This is a genomic window from Pelagicoccus sp. SDUM812003 (assembly GCF_031127815.1).
Taxonomy (GTDB): Bacteria; Verrucomicrobiota; Verrucomicrobiia; order Opitutales; family Opitutaceae; genus Pelagicoccus.
The window spans coordinates 130,071-145,164 of record NZ_JARXHY010000006.1 but is presented as its reverse complement, the minus strand read 5'-3'; the positions used below and the strand labels follow the sequence as shown (position 1 = coordinate 145,164).

Annotated in this window: 13 protein-coding genes; 6 read left to right on the top strand and 7 right to left on the bottom strand. The window is 59.9% G+C overall.

The annotated features are described in order from the left end of the window. Positions 1 to 43: 43 nt before the first annotated feature. Positions 44 to 358, bottom strand: a complete 315-nt coding sequence (locus tag QEH54_RS10435; protein ID WP_309018615.1) for an STAS domain-containing protein — start codon at positions 356 to 358, stop codon at positions 44 to 46. Between the two features lie 134 nt (positions 359 to 492). Here QEH54_RS10435 and udk point away from each other — a divergent pair, with 134 nt between their 5' ends. The 4 genes from udk to QEH54_RS10415 are packed head-to-tail and all read left to right on the top strand — an operon-like array spanning position 493 to position 4,771. After that, positions 493 to 1,137, top strand: coding sequence for a uridine kinase (gene udk, locus QEH54_RS10430; protein WP_309018614.1), 645 nt, complete (start codon positions 493 to 495; stop codon positions 1,135 to 1,137). Beyond that, entirely contained in the window at positions 1,109 to 1,846 is a 738-nt protein-coding gene (locus QEH54_RS10425; protein ID WP_309018613.1) for a sugar transferase, read from the top strand. Before udk ends, QEH54_RS10425 begins: the two co-directional genes overlap by 29 nt. 16 nt (positions 1,847 to 1,862) lie before the next feature. Next, a complete protein-coding gene (locus QEH54_RS10420) occupies positions 1,863 to 3,044 on the top strand; it encodes a hypothetical protein (protein WP_309018612.1) in 1,182 nt (393 codons plus the stop codon). Further along, on the top strand, positions 3,041 to 4,771 hold the full coding sequence (locus tag QEH54_RS10415) for a SpoIIE family protein phosphatase (RefSeq protein WP_309018611.1): 1,731 nt from the start codon (positions 3,041 to 3,043) through the stop codon (positions 4,769 to 4,771). The genes QEH54_RS10420 and QEH54_RS10415 overlap by 4 nt, the downstream gene beginning before the upstream one ends. Here QEH54_RS10415 and QEH54_RS10410 read toward each other — a convergent pair. From QEH54_RS10410 to QEH54_RS10390, 5 genes are all read right to left on the bottom strand, one after another. Beyond that, on the bottom strand, positions 4,749 to 5,399 hold the full coding sequence (locus tag QEH54_RS10410) for a hypothetical protein (protein WP_309018610.1): 651 nt from the start codon (positions 5,397 to 5,399) through the stop codon (positions 4,749 to 4,751). The two genes, QEH54_RS10415 and QEH54_RS10410, sit on opposite strands and share 23 nt — an antisense overlap. 145 nt (positions 5,400 to 5,544) lie before the next feature. Beyond that, positions 5,545 to 5,835, bottom strand: a complete 291-nt coding sequence (locus QEH54_RS10405; protein WP_309018609.1) for a YhbY family RNA-binding protein — start codon at positions 5,833 to 5,835, stop codon at positions 5,545 to 5,547. A gap of 31 nt (positions 5,836 to 5,866) precedes the next feature. After that, a complete protein-coding gene (locus tag QEH54_RS10400) occupies positions 5,867 to 7,933 on the bottom strand; it encodes an ATP-binding protein (protein WP_309018608.1) in 2,067 nt (688 codons plus the stop codon). 294 nt (positions 7,934 to 8,227) lie between these two features. Further along, positions 8,228 to 8,521, bottom strand: coding sequence for a hypothetical protein (locus QEH54_RS10395; RefSeq protein ID WP_309018607.1), 294 nt, complete (start codon positions 8,519 to 8,521; stop codon positions 8,228 to 8,230). Between the two features lie 72 nt (positions 8,522 to 8,593). Beyond that, a complete protein-coding gene (locus QEH54_RS10390; RefSeq protein WP_309018606.1) occupies positions 8,594 to 9,493 on the bottom strand; it encodes a hypothetical protein in 900 nt (299 codons plus the stop codon). Positions 9,494 to 10,615: 1,122 nt separating this feature from the next. Between QEH54_RS10390 and QEH54_RS10385 the strand changes: the two genes are divergently transcribed. After that, complete coding sequence (locus tag QEH54_RS10385; RefSeq protein ID WP_309018605.1) at positions 10,616 to 12,325, top strand: ATP-binding protein; 1,710 nt, start codon at positions 10,616 to 10,618, stop codon at positions 12,323 to 12,325. On the opposite strand, the gene QEH54_RS10380 is transcribed toward QEH54_RS10385, so the two are convergent. Beyond that, positions 12,326 to 13,663 (bottom strand): MFS transporter, encoded by a 1,338-nt coding sequence (locus QEH54_RS10380; RefSeq protein WP_309018604.1) that lies wholly within the window; start codon positions 13,661 to 13,663, stop codon positions 12,326 to 12,328. A 111-nt stretch (positions 13,664 to 13,774) separates the two neighbouring features. On the opposite strand from QEH54_RS10380, the gene QEH54_RS10375 reads away from it, so the two are divergent. Beyond that, positions 13,775 to 15,091, top strand: a complete 1,317-nt coding sequence (locus QEH54_RS10375; protein WP_309018603.1) for a permease — start codon at positions 13,775 to 13,777, stop codon at positions 15,089 to 15,091. Positions 15,092 to 15,094: the final 3 nt, after the last annotated feature.

Sequence of the window (15,094 nt, the reverse complement as noted above, 5' to 3'; positions counted from 1 at the left end):
CGGATGCCCGGCGCGGCGAAGACGAGCAGCAGCTCCGTACGAGCTAGCTGGCGATTTCGAAGATGCGATGCAGGCGCAGCAGTTCGATGACCGACTGCACTGGGGCCTTCACGTTGAGCAGGCGGACGGAGGCGGAGCCCGATGGCAGCTTCTTGTAAACGCCGAGCAAGGCGCCGACTCCCGAGCTGTCCAAAAAGTCCACTCGCGAAAAGTCGAACTCCACTCCAGTCACCGCGTCGGACCAAAGCGCGTCGATCTGCTTCTTGAAATCGCGGGCGGAGGATGCGTCGAGACGGCTCACGCCGACCTCCGCTCTCAAGGTACCTTCTACTGTCTGTCCTTCGATTACTAAACTCATGTTGGTGGGAATGAAATGTGGAATGGATTTGGCTGGATCGTCGAGGAGACGCGGGAAGCGACACCTCGGTTGTTAAAACGGCCCCACGAGCCCGCGCTTGAGCCCAGGCCCCTAAATCATTTACCTTATTCCTCATGATTCCCCCCATTCTCGTCGGCATCACAGGCGGCAGCGGCTCCGGCAAAAGCTGGCTGGCGCGGGCCATTCGCACCCGTTTCGGCGAGAAGCAGGTCACGCACATCGAGCTCGACTGGTACTACCGCGACCTGAGCCACCTCGATCCGAAAGAGGCGGCGCGGACCGATTTCGACGCTCCGGAGGCCTTGGAGCTCGACCTGCTTCAGCGCCACCTCAAAGCCCTGCTCAGGGGCGAGACCGTGGCCGCGCCGCAGTACGCGTTTTCAAGCTTCTCTCGAAAAGCGACCACCCGCGCCCTGCTCCCGACTCCGATCGTAGTCATCGAAGGGCTCTTCGCCCTGCACCTCGAGGAACTCAGGGACCTCTACCAGCTCAGCGTCTTCGTGGACACCCCGGCAGACGTGCGGCTGATCCGTCGAATCCGACGCGATCTGGAAGAACGCGGCTACGAGCTCGAGCGCATCCTGCAGTTCTGGGAGCGAAACGCCATCCCCAGCTTCGACCGCTTCGTGCTGCCGCAGAGGGAATTCACCTCATACGTCTGGGAAAGTTTAGCAGATAAGGCTTTTGTCCCGAAATTTCTGGCCGATTTACAGATTCGATTGGCTAGAAATGCAACCCGACCTACACCAACAAGATAAAGACCTCGTAGACTACTGGACCAAAGCGGGCACCGCCTCCGGAAAGGCCCGACTGCGCTTTCGCATGCGCAGCAAACGCCTGGTTTGGAATTCCGTTCTGGCCGCTTCGCTCGGGCTGAAACGCGTCATCGACATCGTCGCTTCGGGCTGCGCCCTGCTGCTGCTTTCGCCCGTCTACGCCGCCACGGCTCTCCTGATCAAGCTCGAGGATCGCGGACCCATCTTCTTCAAGCAGGAGCGCATCGGCTATCGCGGCCAACGCTTCTACATGTGGAAGTTTCGCTCCATGGTGGTCAACGCCGACAAGCTCAAGGATCAGCTGCTGGAGCAGAACGAGCACAAGGGCAACAACGTGACCTTCAAGATGAAGCGCGATCCGCGCATCACCCGTATCGGCCGGTTCATCCGCAAGTACTCCGTCGACGAACTGCCCCAGTTCTGGAACGTGTTCAAAGGGGAAATGTCCATCGTCGGTCCGCGTCCCTGCGTGCCGCGCGAGGTGGTCATGTACAGCGTGGAGGACCGCAAGCGCTTGCTGGCCAAACCCGGCCTGACCTGCTTCTGGCAAGTCGCCGGCCGAGCGGACATCAATTTCGAAGGTCAGGTGCGCTTGGATGTTGAATACATTCGATCCGAAAGCGTCTGGCTCGACCTGAAACTGCTCTTCCTAACCATCCCCGCCGTCCTGCTCGGAAAAGGAGCCTACTAGACTTCCCACGCTCACGATGAAAAAGACTTGGCAGCTTCTGCTCCCCGACTGGAGCGAGTTCGACACGCTCTGGCAATCCGAGCGCCCCTTCGCTCTGTGGCCTGTGGGCAACCAGCCACTCATCGCCTATTGGATGGACCAGGCCGTGCACGAAGAGATCGACCACATCACCATCTACACTTCGGACCGTCCAGCGGAGCTACGTACCTACCTCAACGACGGCGCCTTCTGGTCGCGCCATACCAGCGTCGTACCCATTCGTTCGGACGACGAAGCCCCAGAGGACGCCATGCCGGTGGTCGGCATTCCGCAGGCCAACCGCTTGCCCGAACCCATCGAAGGAGAAGCGGGGCTGCTTCAGCATTGGCTGCGCCTCAACCGGGACTGGCTCGACAGCCTGCAAGACCACACGCTGAAGATCGAAGTGAAACATCCCTCCGGAGGCTGGGTAGGTCCACATACGAAGATTCATCCTTCCGCCAAACTCGTACCACCTTTTTGGATACAGGCCAAAACTCAAATTGGCGAACGCGTCCAGATCGGGCCCTATGCCTGCATCGGCGAAAACTCGATCATCGACGACAACGCCATCGTGGAGGATTCCATCGTCCTGCCCGGCACCATGGTGGGCTGCAACACCTCGCTCAAAGGCGTGGCGGTCGACGGCAGTCTGCTGCTCGACAGCAAACACGGCTGTCGCGTCACCATCACCGACTCCTTCATCCTCTCCGACATCGGCGAGGATCTCGCCAGCACAAAATGGAGCGAACGCGCCATCGCCCTCGCCCTCTTCTGCCTGCTCTCCCCCATCGCCGCCCTCTCCTCCATCGACTGGAGCGAATTGGAAGCCCACGACGGCCGCGGCGGAGCCATCAAGCTGAAAACCGGCAAGAAAGGCCGCCTCATCCTGCGCCGCCTGCACTGGCTGAAGGAAGTGGTCAAAGGGCGCATGCGACTGGTTGGCATCCTGCCCCGCCCGATGGACTGGAGTCCAGAAACCGCGGACAAGGACGTCGCTCGGCGACTCATCAAAACGCCACCTGGCGTCATCGCTCTCTCCGACGTGCACGACTGCCACAGCCCCTTTGAACCCACAGAGTGGATACACGCGTCCTATCAGGCGTTCAGCAGCGACAAAAGCATTGGCAAACAGATCCGCTCGCGCATCCTGAAGCTCGCCTTCAAGCCCCTGCAATGAGTTTCGAGCCGATCAGCCACTACGAATCTGGTCATTGCGAATTCTCCGCCACGCTCGACGCGGTCGCGGAGGTTTCCGCTTTGCTCAAGTCGTTCTGCCAAAGGCAAGGCATCGACGAAACCCTATGGCCGCAGATCGACCTGGCCTTTTGCGAATGCTTGAACAACGCCGTAGAGCACGGCTGCCGGGAAGATCCGAAAAAGATCGTAAAGGTGGACTGGCGCTGGGAAGGGACCTTTCTCAGCATCGATGTCGAGGACCCGGGCGAATACTTCGACGCCCCCAAAGGGCCGGACCTTCCCGAAGACCCCATGGCGGAGTCGGGACGCGGCTGCTTCATCATCGATTCGATCGCCGAATCCCATACGCGACAGAAAACGGACTACGGGCAGAAGGTCAGCATCCTTATCCGCGCCCACCCGCCTGCCGATGTGATCGGGCAGATGGAAGACATGTACACCATGCTCCAGACCTTGACCCACGACCTGAACATGGCCTTCGCGGAGCGCGACATCATCGCCGGCTTTTCCGAGGACATGACGAGTCGTCCCGCCATCGAAGCCATCATCGACAAAGGGATCGAGCGGCTCGGCGGCATGATAAAGATCACTCAAGCCAATGTGTGGACGCACGCCCCGGAGGGCGGTCTGGAAAACGTCTTCCACGACGGCGACGCCCTGTCGATTCGCGAAGCCATCATCCCCAGCGATCGGGCCTGCGCCTGCAATACCGTGATCGCCACCGAGCAGGAGCATCTCGTGGAGGATTGCTCGCTGCTCGACCAGACCGATCCGCTGTATCAAGACCATGGATGCGCTATCGTCTTGCCCATACTCTACCAGCGCGACTGCCTCGGCGTCTTTTCCCTGCACTCGACCGAGCAGGAAAAAGAGCTCTTTTTCGAAAAGATCCTGCCGCTGATGCGCATTTTCGCCCAGTTTCTCGGCCTGGCCTACACCAGCGCCAAGACCTTCCGCCACCGCGAAGAACAGGAGCGCTCGCAGATGCAGCTCGAGATCGCTTCAGAGATCCAGAAATCGCTTCTTCCTGCCGAGTATCCAAAGAACAAATACTGCCGCTCGACGGGAAAGTGCGTCGCTGCCATGGCCGTGGGCGGCGACTACGTGGACGCCATCGAGATTCGTGATGTCGGTCTGCTGATCGTGATCGCGGACGTGATGGGCAAGGGCGTGCCGGCGGCTCTTCTGGCCACGATTTTCCGCACCGCCATCCGTTCGAGACTGAATCTGGCGGAGACACCGGGATGGCTGCTTTCCAAAATCAACAAGCAGATCCACGAGGAGCTCGGGCACCTCAACATGTTCATCACCGCACAGGCCGCATTTCTCACCTATGACAAAAAGGTGCTCAAGCTGGCCAGCGCCGGGCATTGCCCTGCTCTGCTGCTCAATCCGGAGACGCGCCAAACCGAGCCCTTGCAATCCGAAGGCATGCCGCTCGGCATCGATCCCAACGATATCTACGAAGAGCGCCTCATACCCATGCAGGAAGGCTCGCGGGTGCTCTTCCTCACCGACGGTTTCTACGAGGCTATGAATCCGAAAGGCGACATGCTCGGCATCGATCGTCTCGCCAAAGCGGTGCCCCAGTTCTGGGAGCGCGGTCTGGACGACGTGCCCGACCGGGCCTTCGAGTTCGTGAACCGCTTCTCGAAAGGCCTCACCGCTCAGGACGACCAGACGCTTATGGCGCTGGAGATCCTCTGAGCGAGCGCATCCTATCCAGGTCAACCATCAGGCTGTCGCTTCGCTCGGCAGACCGAGTCAACGCGGTGAACACGCTCCGAACGAACGTCTTTTGGGCCTCTTCGCTGACCGGGACGGCCGTTTCCTGCTCAGGCACGTGGATGAGTCCGCCCACCAGCGATCGGCGGCTGAGAGCGATCCAGTTCATCAACTTGTAGAAAAGAAAGTTGCTCAGGCCGCCCCCGGCGCTGTGGGAGGGTTTGGAAGGGAGACGGTCGGCGCTGAGGGTCAGACCGAGCTCGCGGTAGGGCAACCCCGTCCAGTAGCCAGCCTCCCCATCGGGATCGATGACCTTGCTGCGAGGGCGGCGTCCCAGACAGTCCTTGCAGGCGGCGTCGGTCTCGTTGAGAGCGAGTCGTTCGATAGCTAGGCTTTCGATCGGGCGCGATCCGAGACAGACCACCGCGTCCCAGCCTTGGTTGAGCGTCGGGCGCAGGGTCTCGAAGCAATCGTCCCACGAGAAGGGCACCTGCAGCGCCTGGGCGAAGTGGTCGTGCGAAACATGCTGCGAGGCATGCTCGATCCACTTCCAACTCATTGGGTTAGCAGTTTCTGATTCCGGAGCGAAACCGGTGAAAAGAATCTTCATGAGCGATGTGGGCTGTGAAAGCTGGCAAGTCGTTCTCCGCGTCAAACGGAGGCTCCAAACCTGCTGCCTAGGGCGATCCGAGTCAAATTTCCGCCTGCTGCGGAACTGGTTTTTACAGACTTTCTACGCGGCCTGGCGGAGCGTCTCAGCCCTCCATTTGCGACTGAGTCGGCTGCGGGCGGTAGAAGCTGCGACGCTTGCCCACGCCCCCGACGCACTGGCTCTCGGTGAGCTGCTCGACCCGTTCGATCAACTGCGGCAACTCGTCGCGGTGCGCCTTGAAGGCCACCTTTATCAGCTCCTCGCGTTCGAAGGCCTTACGAAGCTCCTGCACCGCCGAGGCCGCAAGTCCGTTCTTGCCGATATGGACCGCTGGTCGGAGCTGCTGGGCGACGCCGCGCAAAGCGGCCTTTTCCTTGCTGGAGAGAGTGGGCATGCGACTCTCTTGCGAGCGCCTCGCCCGCTTGTCAATCGAGAGATAGGGCCTCGCGAGCCTTGGAGAGCGACTCGTCCAGCTTTTCCAAGGTCAAGGGCTTGGACAGGTAGTCGTTCATGCCCGAGGCCAAGCATTTCTCCTTGTCGCCCTGCAGTGCGTGAGCGGTCAAGGCGATGATGTAGGAGCCCTTGGAATGCTCCCCCGCCTCGCCGTCGCGGATCTTGCGGGTCGTTTCCATCCCGTTGATCGGAGCCATACGCACGTCCATCAGCACGATGTCGAAATCCTCCGCCTTCAGCTTCTCGATAGCGTCTACGCCGTTGCTCACGGTCTGGGAGTCGTAGCCGAGATGCTGCGAGAGCTTGGAGGTGATCAGCAGGTTGTTCGGATTGTCGTCCACAACCAGCACGCGCAGCGGATCCTTGTCCTGCGAGCGCTTTTCCGAGGCCTGCGACTGCGCCTTGGGGCTGTCAGTCTTTTCTGAGAGGGTGCTTTGCTTCATAGTGTTGGATGCCTCGCCTGGCTTTCGACTCATACTAGCCAAGGGGAGATGAATTTCAAATGCGAAAACGGAGCCATGGGCTTTCGATGTGCTCTCCACCCAAATGTCACCGTACATCGCTTGGCAAAGTCGTTTGCAGATCGCCAGTCCCAATCCCGTGCCTCCGTAGTCTCTCGCAATTCTGCTGTTGGCTTGCGCGAAGGGGTTGAAGAGCGAATCGAGACGCGTCGGGTCGATTCCAATGCCGGTGTCCTCCACCCTCACCCGGATGCAAACATGATCGCGCAAGGGGCTGTCGTCGGATTCGGCTACCAGTCGAATCTCTCCCTTGCGGGTGAACTTGTAGGCGTTTCCGAGCAAATTGATGAGGATCTGCTTCAGCCGCGTGGCATCGCCCAAAACGTTTGGCTGAGACAGGCCGTCTCGATCGAGAAGGAAAACGATATTCTTGGAGCGCAGTCGAGTGCCCATGATGGCTTGCACCTCCATCAGGATCTGCTCGAGGGAGAGCGACTCCGACTCCATCTGCAAATGTCCGGAGGCGATCTTGGAGTAGTCGAGCACCTGCCCGATCAGCTGGATGAGTAGCTGGCCGCTCTGATAGATGGCCTCCACGTATTCGCCCTGCTCGTCGTCCAGGCGAGTGTTCAATAGAAGATCGCAGAACCCGATCACCGCGTTCATGGGGGTGCGAATCTCATGCGACATGCTGGCCAGAAACTCCGACTTGGCGTCGCTCTCCGCCTTGAGAGCGTCCACCTGCTCGCGCAGAGCCTCCAGAGTCCCGCCCAACTCGGGGGCTCTCCGCTCCGACTGCTCCAGAAGCGTTCGTATGCTCGCCAAGGCATCGAGATCCTCCTTCAGGCCTGAGGAGGCGTTCTCCATGACGTTGGCCGAAAACACGAAAAGACTATCGCTGTCGCCGTCCATCAGGCTGGCGTTTAGCTTGATGAGCAAGGCCGAGCCGTATTTGCGCGGCAGGCGAAGGGTTTGGTGGAAGTCGCAGCGATTCTCCAGATTGCTCTCGAACAAGCTTCGGTCGTTCCCCCCTCGTTGGGCTACAAACAGATCGAAGAGCACTTCGCCAGCCGCCTCGTCGAGATTGCGATTGATCAAGGTGAGAAAGGCGTGGTTGGCCTCCTTCACGCGACCGGACGCGTCGGTGATGGCGAGCGGGGTCGAGAGCGAACTGAAGGCCGACTTGTAAAGTCCCTCCAGATTGGTACCGCCCGCGCGATCGCCACTGGAGAGCTCCTTGAAGGTCACCTTCACGCCTTCCACCTTCTCCTTCTCGCTCCACTCCGGCTCAAAGGTGCAGACGAAACGGGCGCGTTCCCTTCCGATCAGACGAAGCGTGCTCTCGCGAGTCTCGCCTCTGACCGAATTCACCCACGAAGTGTAGAAGGCTTCGCTGTCCATCTCGCCGAGATAGAAGAAGTCGCGGGCGTGCTGGGCGATCTCCAACAACCCGCCCTCGCTCCAACGCGACCTCAGCCAGTCGGAACACTCGAGCAATCGTCCGTCCAATCGAAATCGAGCCCATTGCGAAGCAATCGGCGTGGCGGACTCTTTTCGGTTTCTTTGTCTCGGATTCACTTACGTGAGGAGCGGGGAAAATAGGATAACAATGTTCAGATACGGCGGAAGTCACAAACGCTTGCTCGAATTAGCCGTCAATTTACCACAAATTTTAAACTTTCCCGATCCGACCCAACGGGGCCGGTAAACGGTTTTTCACGCTTCGCGTTTCAGAGGCGCTTCAACTCTCAAAACCGCAAACGCTGCATTCCCTGCCGAAAACTGCCCTTTCAGCTCCGACGGCCGATCCGCGGGAAACCAAGGGCCGAGCATCGCCCTACGAGCTCGCGAACGATCCCTACAGACTCCAGGCTAAGCCCGCTTCTTCGGCTTGGGCGGAGCCCACATGCGCAGGAGATACTCGGAAAGATTGAGCATGCTGATCTTCTCCGAACCTTCGTAGTGGGCCACCGAGCTGAAGGGCGTCTCATGCCGCGCCCGCTCCTCGAAATAGTCCCACAGCATGGCGTTGAGCTGCATCACCGCCTCTTCGCGACGACCTGGAGCATCGGCCGTCTCCTTCACGCGAGCCAGCCAAAAGCGCTTCTCCTCAGGGTTCGCTTCGATGTAGTCGTTTAGCATGCGCTCGTAGCGATTCAGGCTCATACCCACACCGCTAGCCCGCCTTCGCGGCCTTGCAATCGAAAAAGAAACGGCATGCCGCCCCTCGGCCGCAACCTAGCGAAACTTGCGCCCGCCGAGCGCGTTGACCGCCCGCATGTCGTCGACGAACTGTCGCGTGAAGCCCAAAATCCGAGTCATGTCCTCGTCCGAGGTGAACAGGCGCTTGATGTCGATGCGCAGAAGCTTACCATCCACCAGCGCGTAGGTGATGGTCATGATCATCGGCTGGCGGATTTCGGTCTTCCTGGTCTGGAAAACGAATTCCGAATTGGCGAAGTAGGTCACCATATCGCTCTCGTAGATCGAGCGAATGAGGTAGCCGTCGACAAACTCCTCCACCGACTCGTCCTCCCCCATCTTGAAACTCAGGTAGTTCTCGAAATCCAAAAATGCCTCTCGCGTCACCGAATCGGCCCGCTCGGAGACCAGCCGCTCGTGCAGCGTCTGAGCAAAACTGTCGAAAGTGGCGGAGGTCATCACCGTGAAAGCATGCTCCTGCGGCACCCAAATCAGCGAAAAGAAGTTCACGTAGCGCGACCGCGTCTCCCGCACGTAGCGGGCGTTGGTCAACACCGACGCCAAGTGGTAGCCAGGCTCTCCGGCGTTCGCATTGAGCTGATAAAACTCCGAACTGGGCTTCACGCCCTGCCAGCCGGGATACGCAGGCAGCCGCAACAGCTGGGCGCCGGCCCGGATGGTCCACTCGTCGTAGTACGGCACCCCGTTTCGAAAAATCGGGTCGGCGGTCCCTAGCGTGGATCGGCGGCGAACCGGTACGCTGACGGTCGAGCGGCGCCCTCCGTTTTCCGCACGAGCTTGCGATTCCTCGCGCTCCTGCTCCACCCGCTCCAAAGCGGACTGCTCAGCGGAACTGCTCGGCTCCTCCTGCGCCGCGATCCGCAGACAAAGGAAGACGCAAAAAAAGATTATGACGTTAACGATTCGCGCTTTCATCGAAACGGACTGCATGTAAGGCGGCTCCATCAGCAACAGACTATCGGCCCTTCTTCAAATAAATATCCTGATCGCAAGCAGCGTCCGCATCCAGAAACGGAAATCTGCCCAAGCTTCCCCCGGATCGGACCGTCGACGACGAAGCTCGCCAATTGGAGTACGAACGGCGCCGCGTGGGCAATTGCGCCGCGGCGCGTCCTCCTGATGACCAATCTCCGAAACCGTCTCACGCTCAAAGCGAGCGCCCCGCCGCGTACGCAGCCTAAGGGATTCTCTCAACCCACTCTAGGATCCTAAAAGGCTTGAGATTCGACCGGAAAACCCGATGCTCGCTTTTGTAAATCGAAAGTAAACGAACATGGATACAACGCTTTCGAAATACACATCTTAGATTTTTTCCAATCTGTTTTCCTATTGTTGATGTTAGTAGGCCGACCCTCTCCAGGGTCGGCTTTCATCGTATTTGGGAAAGACCTACACTCCCGCTTCCCCAACCCGCCGGCATCGCTCGTCTCAGATTATCAAAAACCTGTATTGAAGGTATTTTGACTTAATGAAACACGCCTCCGATGCCGAATAAGAAGACATCGCCAAAAAAAACCCAGCCCTCCTTTCCTGACTCCCCTTTCCAAAGAATCTTAGTTGGTTGGTTAACTACAAAAGGCGCTCGAACAATATGGTTCGGGCGCCCTTTTTGTGGTTAATATAGAAACCGTCTCAATCCTAGGCCCGAAGCGGATTCTCCCCAAAATCGCGGCGCCAGCAAAAAATGGATACAGAATGACTCGAAATCCGAAGAAAAGACGCCACTTTCGAAGAAGGTTGTTGACCTTAACACTGTAAACAACTTGTGAATAACTTTTCAGTTTGTTGCAGTTCGCCGGGCGACGCCCACACCTTTTTCTCGAAAGGTCGTCCCGACTCGCTTCCCACTAGAGATCGACTTCCCTAGAGCTCAAGCGAGCTGACTAGCAAGCAGCCATCGACCACCTCCTCCTTAACCAATCCGAGCGTCCATCCATCAGCATCTTCCGATCCACTAGAGCACCCGAATCATAAAGGAACCACGCAAACGCAGCGTCTACGAGCTAGCCAACGCGCTAGCGACCGTATCGTAGTTTCATGTCGCAACCCGACGACCACCAAACCAATCCCTCCGCTTCTTCCACCACCTCTGAGGACTCCTCGACCGCAGAGACGCTTTTTCTTCTCTCCATCTGTCGCGACGACGACGACGCTGCTGCCCTCAGGGCGGATCTCAGACGCTCCAGCCTCCAGCGCTACAAGCTTCAGCACTGCGCCCACATCGACGACGCCAATCACCTGCTGCAGGTATGCGGATTCGACGTGGTTTTTCTGCGCCTAGACGACTTTCAGGACAAGCAAGGCGCCATCGATCTGGTGCGCGAATCCGACCCGCACCTGTCGCTCATAGCCCTCGCCACCAGCCGACTGCTGGCCGGAAACGACTTCCGGATTCCGGCGGGCATCGACGCCACCTGCCGCATCGAGGACCTCTCGCCCACCCTGATCAGCAACCTGGTGCAGAGCGTGACCGAGCGAAAGCGCAGCGCCAAGGAGCGAGCGCGCCTGGCTCAGGAACGCGATCTCGCTATCGAGGCTGGCGAATTGGGCTCCTGGTCGCTCGACGTGGAAACCGGCCGCATCGAGCTAAGCGAAAACGCCCAGAAGCAGCTTCGCCTGCCAGCCTACGGCAGGCGCCCTTGCTACCTCGACGACATACTGGAATTCTCCCACCCCGACGATCAGGACCGCTTCAAACGCACCATCGATCTCAGCATCGAGACCCGAGGAAGCCTGCGCACCAACCTTCGCATCGCCCGAAACGACGGCTCCGTCGACCGCTTCGAAATCAGCGCCCGCTACCAGCCGGGCGGACCGAGCACCCACCCCAAGCTCTTTGGCTACCTCCGCAAAGCCTCCCAATCTCCAGAGGATCTGCAAAACCGCATCGAGTCCGCCAACGCCGCCATCCAAAAAGCCCTGGCCCTGCGCGACGAAGCGATTGCCGCGGCGGGCAACGAACTGCAGCTGCTGCTGGACCGGCTAAACCTCATCGAAGGGGCCGAGCCACAGTCGACTTCGACCACGAAATCGCTTCAGCAGGCAGCGCCCCCTGGCAAAGCGAGTTTCTCCAAACCCGCCGAACCTGCGATCTCGGACGAGGTTCAGGAAAGCGTCTCCTCGGCCAGCGGAGCCTCCGCCACCGCCTCGGAAAAAGAGCACAGCTCGGACAACGCCTCGCTCGGCCTCGACAAGCAAAGCGCCTTCCGAAGCGTGCTCAAGTCCATCACGCGCCAAAAGCAGGACCAGTCCGCCAACACCTTCCCCTTCGACTTCTCCTCCAGCAGCCAGGCCGACTACTCGGAGCCAAATCCTGACACCGAAGGCTTCGTCGGAGCCGCCAAGCGCCTGGTCAGCATCACCCAGAACGGTCACAAGCTGAGGGTCAATCTCAGCATCGACAACGATGGAGCCATCGAGACCGAACGCGAGCGCGAGCTGCTGTACGAGATCCTGAAGGAGTTGCTGACCAACGTGGTCAAGCACGCCCGCGCCTCCGAGTGCATCATCGCCATTTTCCGAGACGAAGACGACTGGGTGCTGCAGGTGGAGGACGACGGAGTCGGGCTGGAGAAAAACCTCATTTCCATCTCCACTCCGCTCAACCAGATCGGACTTTTCCGCATTCGCACCAAGCTCGCTCTCAAAGGCGGCCAGCTAGACCTCACCCCGACCCAGCCCAAAGGGCTGATCGCCCGAGCCCGCCTCCCGGTCAACCTCGCCTCGCGCGGCGCCGAACGGGCCTGATCAGGATTTCGCCAGCCCCCGCTGCGGATTGTTGGCCCACCTGGCTCCCACCATCAGCGAGAGCGAAAGGCCTCCCGCCACCCAGTGAGCGAAGGCGTAGCTGCCGAGAAAGCTGCGGGCCAGACTGAAGGCCAAGGGCCCCACTGCGCTGCCAAGCACGATGAGCGAGGCGAAAAATCCGCTGATCGCCCCCAAATGCTTGAGACCGAAAAAGCGCGGCATGAACACGCCGCTCAAAGCCCCGAAGCAGCCACCGCTAATCCCGAAGCCGATCACCACGCAGGCTGGCATTATCACCGGATGAGCAAGCCCCAAGCCCAACGCCGCCACGAGGTTTCCCGAAGCCATGAAGGCCAGCAGGTACTTCAGCCGCCAGCGATCGCAGGCCCAGCCCACGAACAGACTGACCGCCCCATTGAGCACCGCCGACGGGAAAAAAAGCGCCAGCATGCCACCCTTGCTCATGCCCACGTCCGCCGCCACGTCGATGACGTGGAAGGAGAAGGCGGTGAAATAGCAGGCTTGCAGGGCGAAAACCAAACTGAAGGCCCAGAATGAATAGGTTTTCAAGGCCTCCGTCCGCTGGAATTCCTTCACGATGCGAAACTCGGGATCCTGCGACTTCGCCTCGTCGACCGCCAGTCCAGCATCCGGCTCGAGTCCGCACTCCTGAGGATTGTCGCGGTACAGCAGCCAGGCGAACGAGCAGAAGAACGGCGCGAGCCCAAGCGCCATCAGCCACCAGGCTTCCCGCCAGCCGACACGCTCGATGAGCCAGTCGAAGGCTTGAGGAGTGAGCGAAAAACACACCGCCACCGCGATGCCGCCGATGGAAAACACCTTTCCGCGATGGGCTACCCACCACTTTCCAATCATGTTTCGAGAGGTCATCATCACCACCCCTTGGCCCCAAAATCGGATGAGAAAGAAACCCACCGTGAGCGTGGCGACCCGGATGGCGAACCCCAGACTTTCAACCGAAACGAGTCGCTCCACCGCGCCCGCAAGGTGATCAACGAAGCTCATGAAAACCAGCGACGCGGCCAGGCCCACGCTGGCCAGCGCGATCAAGCGGCGCGCTCCGAAGCGGTCGAACAGCGTCCCGGCGTACGGCAGGATGAATCCGCTCAGCGCCGTTCCGGCGAAATAGGCGGCGCTGACGTTGATGCGGCTCAGCTCGAGAGCCCCAATCAGACGCTCGCTGAAAACGTTCACTCCAATGGTCTGGCCGGGCACGCTGGCGAGCATGCCGAGCGTGCCCACCACGGCGATCGCCCATCCGTAGTGCAGCGGCGCCTCGGAGGGACTGAAAGGCGTTTTCGGGTTCCAGAGCTTCATCGGTCGTGAACAGACCACCCGCCGCGACGCGTATCAAGAACCAAGCTTGCCGAGCGCCACCTGAATTCTTTTCTCGAATCGCAAACCGACGCCCCCTATTTCCAGTTTCCTATGAACGCCCTAAACCAGTTCTTCATTCAGACTTGGCTGATGATCGCCGAGATGGGGCCCTACCTCATCCTCGGGCTCGCGATCTCCGCCTTGCTGCATCGCGTGCTGCGCCGAAGCTGGGTGGAGGGCTTGATGGGAAAGCCGAAACTCAGCTCCATCGTCTGGGGCAGCGTGGTGGGCGTGCCGATGCCGCTGTGCTCCTGCGGCGTCATCCCGGTCACCATGAGCCTGCGCAACAAAGGTGCCAGCAACGGGGCTGCGGTTTCCTTCCTCACCTCCACTCCACAAACCGGAGTGGACAGCTTCCTGGCCACCTACGGCTTGCTGGGACCGGTCTTCGCAGTCTACAAGATCATCGTAGCATTCGCCTCCGGCATCCTGGTCGGCCTCTCAGTTCAACTCTTCGATAAAAACGCCGACTCCCCGCCGAAAAAGCCCGCCTTTCAGAAACTGACTTCGAGCTCCCCCGTCGCCTCCGGCATGGGAGCAGTCGCTCAAACGGCGCCCCAGCCCGAGACGCCTACCGTGAAACAGTCCCTGCGCTACGGGTTCGTAACCATGCCGGGAGACCTCGCCAACGCCTTGCTCGTCGGCTTCCTGCTGGCCGGTCTCATCGCCGCCTTCGCCCCGGCCGATCTGCTTTCGGACATTCCCGGAGGCGTCTTCTCCGCCATCCTGTTGGCTACCGTCATCTCGGTGCCCTTCTACATTTGCTCCACCGGATCCATCCCGCTCGCCCTCGCCCTGGTGCACAGCGGACTGCCGATCAGCGCCGCCTTGGTGCTGCTCATCGCCGGACCCGCGACCAATGTCACCACCATCCTTGCCATGCGAAAAATCCTCGGCGGCCGCTCCACCGTCTTCTACGTGCTCGGGGTGGTGCTCACCACCTGGATTGCTGCGGCCGTCTACCACGCGCTGCTCGACACGGGGACCTTGGGCGTGGCCGGCATGTCGCACCACATGGAGGAGCTTCCGCTTTGGAAACACCTTGGCGGGGCAGCGCTGCTTGCCCTGCTGCTCTACCCGAAGGCGCTGCCACTTCTCAAATCGAAAAAAGCGCAGCAACCCGCTCGCTCGCCTTCCGTGGCGAGCGATCTCAAAACCGTTTCGCTGAAGATCGCCGGCATGAACTGCAGCCACTGCGAAAGCTCCATTCGCAGCGGGCTGAGCGAGTTGGCTTTCGCCCCGAAAGTGGTCTCGGTCGACCGACAAAGCGAAACCGCGATCATACGAGCGGAGCGCTTCGACGAGTCAGCGACGCGCGCCATGGTGGAGTCATTGGGATTCGAATACAAGGGATCCAAAGAAGCATAGCTG

What these genes read in the sequence shown, in the direction of transcription:
- QEH54_RS10435 (WP_309018615.1), bottom strand. Translation starts at nt 358, where the DNA reads ATGAGTTTAGTAATCGAAGGACAGACAGTAGAAGGTACCTTGAGAGCG.
- udk (WP_309018614.1), top strand. Translation starts at nt 493, where the DNA reads ATGATTCCCCCCATTCTCGTCGGCATCACAGGCGGCAGCGGCTCCGGC.
- QEH54_RS10425 (WP_309018613.1), top strand. Translation starts at nt 1,109, where the DNA reads ATGCAACCCGACCTACACCAACAAGATAAAGACCTCGTAGACTACTGG.
- QEH54_RS10420 (WP_309018612.1), top strand. Translation starts at nt 1,863, where the DNA reads ATGAAAAAGACTTGGCAGCTTCTGCTCCCCGACTGGAGCGAGTTCGAC.
- QEH54_RS10415 (WP_309018611.1), top strand. Translation starts at nt 3,041, where the DNA reads ATGAGTTTCGAGCCGATCAGCCACTACGAATCTGGTCATTGCGAATTC.
- QEH54_RS10410 (WP_309018610.1), bottom strand. Translation starts at nt 5,399, where the DNA reads ATGAAGATTCTTTTCACCGGTTTCGCTCCGGAATCAGAAACTGCTAAC.
- QEH54_RS10405 (WP_309018609.1), bottom strand. Translation starts at nt 5,835, where the DNA reads ATGCCCACTCTCTCCAGCAAGGAAAAGGCCGCTTTGCGCGGCGTCGCC.
- QEH54_RS10395 (WP_309018607.1), bottom strand. Translation starts at nt 8,521, where the DNA reads ATGAGCCTGAATCGCTACGAGCGCATGCTAAACGACTACATCGAAGCG.
- QEH54_RS10390 (WP_309018606.1), bottom strand. Translation starts at nt 9,493, where the DNA reads ATGAAAGCGCGAATCGTTAACGTCATAATCTTTTTTTGCGTCTTCCTT.
- QEH54_RS10385 (WP_309018605.1), top strand. Translation starts at nt 10,616, where the DNA reads ATGTCGCAACCCGACGACCACCAAACCAATCCCTCCGCTTCTTCCACC.
- QEH54_RS10380 (WP_309018604.1), bottom strand. Translation starts at nt 13,663, where the DNA reads ATGAAGCTCTGGAACCCGAAAACGCCTTTCAGTCCCTCCGAGGCGCCG.
- QEH54_RS10375 (WP_309018603.1), top strand. Translation starts at nt 13,775, where the DNA reads ATGAACGCCCTAAACCAGTTCTTCATTCAGACTTGGCTGATGATCGCC.